At 50.9% G+C, this 6,322-nt stretch carries 6 protein-coding genes and 1 pseudogene; 6 read left to right on the forward strand and 1 reads right to left on the reverse strand.

The features are described 5' to 3' along the window. The 6 genes and pseudogenes from SHEWPOL2_RS22985 to SHEWPOL2_RS21190 form a co-directional block, all read left to right on the forward strand. A pseudogene (locus SHEWPOL2_RS22985) lies at positions 1-159 on the forward strand (50S ribosomal protein L3 N(5)-glutamine methyltransferase); the annotation flags it as partial. Positions 160-273: 114 nt separating this feature from the next. Further along, the gene (gene aroC / locus SHEWPOL2_RS21170; RefSeq protein WP_037431452.1) at positions 274-1,368 is read left to right on the forward strand and encodes a chorismate synthase; all 1,095 of its coding nucleotides are present in this window, start codon (positions 274-276) and stop codon (positions 1,366-1,368) included. Positions 1,369-1,437: 69 nt separating this feature from the next. Continuing rightward, positions 1,438-2,607 (forward strand): MFS transporter, encoded by a 1,170-nt coding sequence (locus tag SHEWPOL2_RS21175; protein WP_037431454.1) that lies wholly within the window; start codon positions 1,438-1,440, stop codon positions 2,605-2,607. A gap of 63 nt (positions 2,608-2,670) precedes the next feature. Beyond that, positions 2,671-3,801, forward strand: a complete 1,131-nt coding sequence (locus tag SHEWPOL2_RS21180) for an ATP-NAD kinase family protein (protein WP_037431456.1) — start codon at positions 2,671-2,673, stop codon at positions 3,799-3,801. A gap of 84 nt (positions 3,802-3,885) precedes the next feature. Continuing rightward, a complete protein-coding gene (locus SHEWPOL2_RS21185) occupies positions 3,886-4,167 on the forward strand; it encodes a YfcL family protein (protein ID WP_011622202.1) in 282 nt (93 codons plus the stop codon). 3 nt (positions 4,168-4,170) lie between these two features. After that, the gene (locus tag SHEWPOL2_RS21190) at positions 4,171-4,779 is read left to right on the forward strand and encodes an RNA methyltransferase (protein ID WP_037431457.1); all 609 of its coding nucleotides are present in this window, start codon (positions 4,171-4,173) and stop codon (positions 4,777-4,779) included. 170 nt (positions 4,780-4,949) lie between these two features. On the opposite strand, the gene mnmC is transcribed toward SHEWPOL2_RS21190, so the two are convergent. Beyond that, a partial coding sequence (gene mnmC, locus SHEWPOL2_RS21195; protein WP_037431459.1) for an FAD-dependent 5-carboxymethylaminomethyl-2-thiouridine(34) oxidoreductase MnmC occupies positions 4,950-6,322 on the reverse strand: 1,373 nt, incomplete at its 5' end.

Below are 6,322 nucleotides of genomic sequence, written 5' to 3' on the forward strand. Positions count from 1 at the left end.
GAGGTGGGTAACTCTATGGTGCATCTGATGGAGCAATTCCCTGAAGTGCCGTTTACCTGGGTTAACTTTGAACACGGCGGTGACGGTGTGTTTGTGTTGACGCGCGACCAACTGGTCGAACATCAATCGCTTTTTGCTATTTATCGCGACGCGCAATAATAAATTAGGTTGAGTCTTTTCCCGCTGCCAGTTAGGCTTGCAGCGGGAAAAAGAATTGTCCAGCCATTGCTGGGCGCGGAGCGATAAGCAAATCATTTAAGGTGTAAAAAGCGGATGTCTGGAAACAGTATTGGTCAAAATTTTGTGGTGACTACCTTTGGTGAAAGTCACGGTGTGGCGCTCGGTTGTATTATTGATGGTTGCCCACCAGGGCTCGAACTCACCGAAGCCGATATGCAGCATGATTTAGACCGCCGTCGTCCTGGCACATCCCGTTATACCACCGCGCGTCGTGAGCCTGATGAAGTACGGATCTTATCCGGTGTGTTTGAGGGCAAAACCACGGGCACCTCCATTGGGCTTTTGATCGAAAACACCGATCAGCGCAGCCAAGATTATTCCAATATCAAAGATTTATTCCGTCCAGGACATGCCGATTACACCTATCAGCAAAAGTATGGCCTGCGTGATTACCGTGGTGGCGGCCGTTCATCGGCACGCGAAACCGCTATGCGGGTTGCTGCAGGCGCTGTGGCGAAAAAGTATTTAAAGCAAGTGCATGGGATTAATATCCAAGGCTATATGTCGCAACTTGGACCGATTAGTGCCGAGACCCTCGATTTTAGTCAAATCGAGCAGAACGCCTTTTTCTTCCCCGATGCGACTAAGCTCGAGGCGCTGGATGAGTATATGCGCGAGCTGAAAAAATCCGGTGATTCCATTGGTGCAAAAATTTCGGTGGTGGCGACGGGCGTGCCTGTTGGACTGGGTGAGCCTGTGTTCGATAGGCTCGATGCCGACATCGCCCATGCCTTAATGGGCATAAACGCGGTAAAAGGCGTGGAAATTGGTGATGGTTTTGGGGTTGTGACGCAAAAGGGCTCAGAAGGGCGCGATTTAATGTCGCCGCAGGGTTTTGAATCTAATCATGCGGGCGGCATCCTCGGCGGCATCTCATCGGGTCAACCGATTATTGCTCATATCGCATTAAAACCAACCTCGAGTATCAGTGTGCCGGGTCAAAGCATGACGGCCCAAGGTGAAATGGCAGAAGTGGTGACTAAAGGTCGTCACGACCCCTGTGTCGGGATCCGCGCGGTACCGATCGCCGAAGCTATGCTGGCGATTGTGTTGATGGATCATCTGTTAAGACACAGAGCTCAAAATCAGGATGTTCGCAGTCATACACCGATTCTCGGCATGAGATAGGCGCGATGAATGAGACAGTCTGCATGGAATAAAGATGCATAGCGGCTGTGTAATAAATGGAATGCGTTAATGCCTACAATCTCTAGCACAAGCCAGCAGTTACGCTGGCTATGTGCCTGTTATTTTTTCTTCTTTTCAATTCTCGGCACTATGATCCCTTACCTTGGGGTCTTCTTCGAAAACCGGGGATTTAACCCTCAAGAAATCGGTTTTTTGCTCGCGATTTTAATGGCGACGCGTATCGTGGCTCCCAATGTGTGGGCGAAGGTGGCCGATCGCACAGGCATGCGCTCTGAATTGGTTAAGATGGGCGCGGGCGCGGCGATGCTGGCGTATTTAAGCTTTTTCTACCACGGTGGTTTTGTGTATATGGCGCTCAGCCTTGCGCTGTATACCTTCTTCTGGAACGCGATTTTGGCGCAGCTTGAGGTGATCACCCTCGAAACCTTAGGTGAAAATGCCAGCCGCTATGGACAAATCCGCAGCTTTGGCAGCATTGGCTATATCTGCTTAGTGGTCGGCGCCGGTTTTGCCATTGGTCAATGGGGCACCGAGGTGTTGCCCTATATTGGTTTAGTTTTGTTTACAGGGATGCTGGTGTGTGCCTTGCCATTGCCAGCCAATCGGGCTATGCGCCCACAAGGACAAGAGCGCCAGCCACTTAAATGGACTAAACCCATTCTGTGGTTCATGGTGTCGGCGATGTTATTACAGATGAGCGCAGGGCCTTTTTACGGTTTCTTTGTGCTCTATCTTAAGCAGGCGGGTTATACCGAAGCGGCCGCGGGGATTTTTGTCGCCCTCGGTGCAATGGCCGAAATCGTGATGTTTATGTTTGCGCCTCGCTTGCTTGGACGTTATGGCGTCAATACCTTGCTTGTCGTCAGTATTGCCATGACCGCCGTGCGCTGGTTGTTGGTCGCCTTTGGCGTAGAGAGCATGTTATTGCTGGGCTTAAGCCAAGTGCTGCATGCGTTCACCTTCGGCTTGACCCATGCGGCCTCGATTCAATTTGTGCATCGAAATTTTGATGCCAGTCATCGCAGCCAAGGGCAAGCCCTGTATGCCAGCTTAAGCTTTGGGGTTGGCGGCGCACTCGGCACTTGGATTTGCGGTTATATCTGGGGTGATGGTAGCGGCGCTGTATGGTCTTGGGTATTTGCGGCGGCCTGTGCCTTTGCGGCCATGTTAGCGGTATTTTTGATCCCTAAGGATAGGGCGCAAGCGGTTGCTGCATAAGCTTATATTGATTTTGAAAGTAACTCATTGTAAAAACTAGAATAATTAACAAGAGAGGTTAAGGTGGTCCGGTTTCGTTTAGGCTTAGTCATCAATCCACTGGCGGGTTTAGGTGGCAGTGTGGGTCTTAAGGGCAGCGATGGCGTGGCAGAAGAAGCCCTTGCCTTAGGCGCCGAGCCCAAGGCGATAAAGCGTATGATGCAAGCCTTAGAAGTGATTGCCCCTTTTGCCAAAGATATCGAAATCATTACCGCCTCAGGTGTGATGGGGGAGGATGCCGCCAACGCCTTAGGTTTTAACACCCGTGTGGTGTATCAAACTCCGGATAAAACCCAAGCCGTCGACACGCAAGCCGTAGTGCGTACCTTGCTGAACGAACCGTTGGATTTATTACTGTTTGCGGGGGGCGATGGCACGGCGCGTGATGTGTATAGCGTGTTTGAACAAGCCGTTATCGACGATAAATTACCCGTGCTTGGTGTTCCTGCTGGAGTAAAAATCCATTCAGGTGTTTACGGCATCACGCCCCATGCTGCGGGTATGGTGGTCAAAATGTTGCTTGAGGGTGAGTTAGTCAGCCTGATGAGTGCCGATGTGATGGATATCGATGAAGTAGCTTTTCGCCAAGGCACGGTGCGCGCCAAACGCTTTGGTGAGCTATTAGTGCCCGCTGAACCCCGTTATGTACAAGCAGTAAAGATGGGCGGAAAAGAGGTCGATGAGCTCGTGCTTGCCGATATTGCCGCCGATGTTATCCAGCAAATGGAAGACGAGCTGTACATTATGGGCTCGGGCAGCACGGTCGCCTTTGTAATGGAAGAGCTTGGGCTCGATAACACCCTGTTGGGGGTTGATCTTATTCAAGATAAAGCCTTGGTGGCGAGTGATTTAACCGCCAAGCAGTTGCTCGACTTTACTCAAGATAAGCCGGCAAAACTGGTTATTACCTTGATTGGCGGGCAGGGGCATATTCTCGGTCGTGGCAACCAGCAGTTGTCGCCAGAGCTGATCCGCCGCCTCGGTAAGGACAATATTATTATCCTCGCCACAAAAACTAAGCTAAAAGCACTTGAAGGACGCCCCTTAATTGTGGATAGTGGCGACCCTCAATTAGATCGTGAGCTTTGTGGCTATTACAAAGTGACGACGGGTTACCATGATTATGTGATGTATCAGGTGGCCAACCCCGACTAATCAGATTTATTCTCCTCGGAGATTGCAAGCACCGAGGGGCCAGCGGCCATTTGGGCGAAATACGTTATTGGAGAGTTTGACCCGATGTTAGAGCAGTATGAAGAAGCACTAGAACAGTGGATTGAGTCTGTCGTAAGCCATGGTGATGACGACGCCTTATTTGCCTGCGGTTATCTGCAAGGCCATGTGGCGGTGGTGTTATCGCAACTCGAAGACGAAGGCGAGAGCACGTTAGAAGCCTTACTTGAAAAAATGACCGACTGTTTAGCACTGGCGCGCCAAGAATTAAATGATGCCGATTTTGCATTAGTGGAAGCGGCTTGGACACAATTACATGGCAAGATTGTTAGTCATTTAGCGGCCTAATTAATGAGTATATCCACGACGACTTCGGTTGATGCCATGGCTGAACCTGAGGGGCAGCAAGCGGTTTATATCGGTCTAGTCAATCCGAAAACTCCGACGAACGTAGGCGGCATTATGCGCGCTTCGGGGTGTTATGGTGTCGATGCGGTGTTTTACACGGGTAAACGCTATGAATATGCCGCCCGTGGGCCGCAGCAATATAACGCCGATACGCAGAGCGCCGCCGAGCGGATTCCATTGACTGGAGTGGCCTCCTTACTCGATGCGCTCACCTCTGACACGAAACTGGTGTGCGTGGATTTAGTCCTAGGGGCGACGCCTTTGCCGGAGTTTGTGCATCCCGAGAAAGCCTTTTATGTGTTTGGCCCTGAGGATGGCACCATTGGCCAAGAGATTATCGATAGAGCGGATGCCGTGGTGTATGTGCCGACTGTAGGCTGTATGAATCTGGCTGCGTCGGTCAATGTGCTGCTGTACGATAGATTAGCGAAAGCCCATCGTGAGCAAGTATCAGCTCAAACCGAGTTCGATGGTGATGCCTTGATCCGTCAAAGTCGCGACAACAATAATCGCACTCGAGTAAAAACGACTAAGCAGGGTACTTCGCTCTAGGGTTAACGCTTAATAGTTAATGCTCAGTCTAAATACAAAAAGAATTAAGCACTGCTTAATCCTTTTTGTTTTGGGCTGCCAATCACTGGTGCGATTAGATGCAAGCCTGATTAGCATTCAATGATAAGCCTTTGTTTTAATCAACTAGTTTTCACTCAGGCCGCACTTTACTAAAGTGCTTTACCCTTTAGTAATTTGCGTAACCACATCCGATTTGGGTTGAGTTTATTTAAGGTTGGCCAATCCAGTGGAAGCGGCTCACCGGTTAATTGTGCCGCTAAGCATTCGGCCGCCAACGGCCCTGAACTTAGCCCCCGCGACCCTAAACCACCTAGGATATAAAGGCCATCGAGGATCGGAGCCTGGGTTGTTTGCCAATAATGCTTGCTTTGTTCGGCCTGCTGCTGATTGAGTTGATGCTGTTCATAGCGCGCCAATATTTCAGCCACATCGGGCGCGCAGCCCATCATAGGGAAATGATCCCGCGTTACCATGCGCACGCCAACTCGGGCGCTATTGCCACTGATGTCGATATCGTCAACCCAGGCTTGATTGGGGTAGCTTTCTTGCATTTTCCCCAGGTTTTCCCGTTGCTCCTGCGGGCAAAAATCGAGGTGCTCTGCTGCTTTTACGTAGCTGGCGCCGAGGCAATGCAAGCCTTGATGACTCGGCGTGAGGTAACCGTTGGCGCATAACACTGTCGCCAGTTGGCTCAGCTTAAATTGGGCGGGGACGTGGCTCACTTGGCCGCGAAACGGACTTATCTGTAACCGCTCACTGGCCGAAAATTGGGTGAGTTGCGCGCCATTGGCGAGTACGAGTTGGCGGAATGGTCCAAAACGTTGGCCTTGACTGTGGAGATACCAAGCCTTTGCATCACACTCGATTTCGGTGATCTTGGTATTGAAATGGCACTGCACATTGGCAAGCTGCGAGGCCTTATCTACCGCGGCTTTGGCGTATTCAAATGGGCATACCCAGCCCCCAAGGGGATAGAAAAATCCAGCCTTATCAATACCTATTCGGGCAATCTCGTTGGCTTCATTCGCATCAACGGCGTAGGCGATTTCCTCCGGCCAGTCTTGGCTTTGGATGATTTTATCGAGCCGTTGTTGGCTGCGCTCATCATGACCCGTTTGCAGCACACCACAAAAATCATGGGAAATTGGTGTCACTCCAGATGTTCCGTTCGTGCCCATCGTTGATGCAAGACTCAGCGCCTCGATTCGGCGGCGACTGAATAGAAACGCCTGTTGGAAAAAACGGCTAAGTTCATCATTTTCTGGCGTGAGTAGGGGATAGATCGCCCCTTGGCGATTACCAGACGCGCCTTGGCCTAACTCATTATCCTTACAAAACAATATGCTACTTTGGCCTCGTTCGGCGAGTGATAGCATTAGATGCGCTGACGCGAGTCCCCCGCCTATGATGGCAATTGGCTGCTCTTTAGTGGCGAGTGCCGAAGGTTTTGGGGTAAATGCCTGAACGGTATCGGCTTGTTGACGCAGCAATTTGCGCTCATGGATCAGAATCTTGTCGCTGA

This window comes from Shewanella sp. POL2 (genome assembly GCF_000282755.1).
GTDB lineage: Bacteria > Pseudomonadota > Gammaproteobacteria > Enterobacterales > Shewanellaceae > Shewanella > Shewanella xiamenensis.

Bases quoted from the DNA above. Each gene is read 5' to 3' on its own strand.
- aroC (WP_037431452.1), top strand. From the start codon at position 274: ATGTCTGGAAACAGTATTGGTCAAAATTTTGTGGTGACTACCTTTGGT.
- SHEWPOL2_RS21175 (WP_037431454.1), top strand. From the start codon at position 1,438: ATGCCTACAATCTCTAGCACAAGCCAGCAGTTACGCTGGCTATGTGCC.
- SHEWPOL2_RS21185 (WP_011622202.1), top strand. From the start codon at position 3,886: ATGTTAGAGCAGTATGAAGAAGCACTAGAACAGTGGATTGAGTCTGTC.
- SHEWPOL2_RS21190 (WP_037431457.1), top strand. From the start codon at position 4,171: ATGAGTATATCCACGACGACTTCGGTTGATGCCATGGCTGAACCTGAG.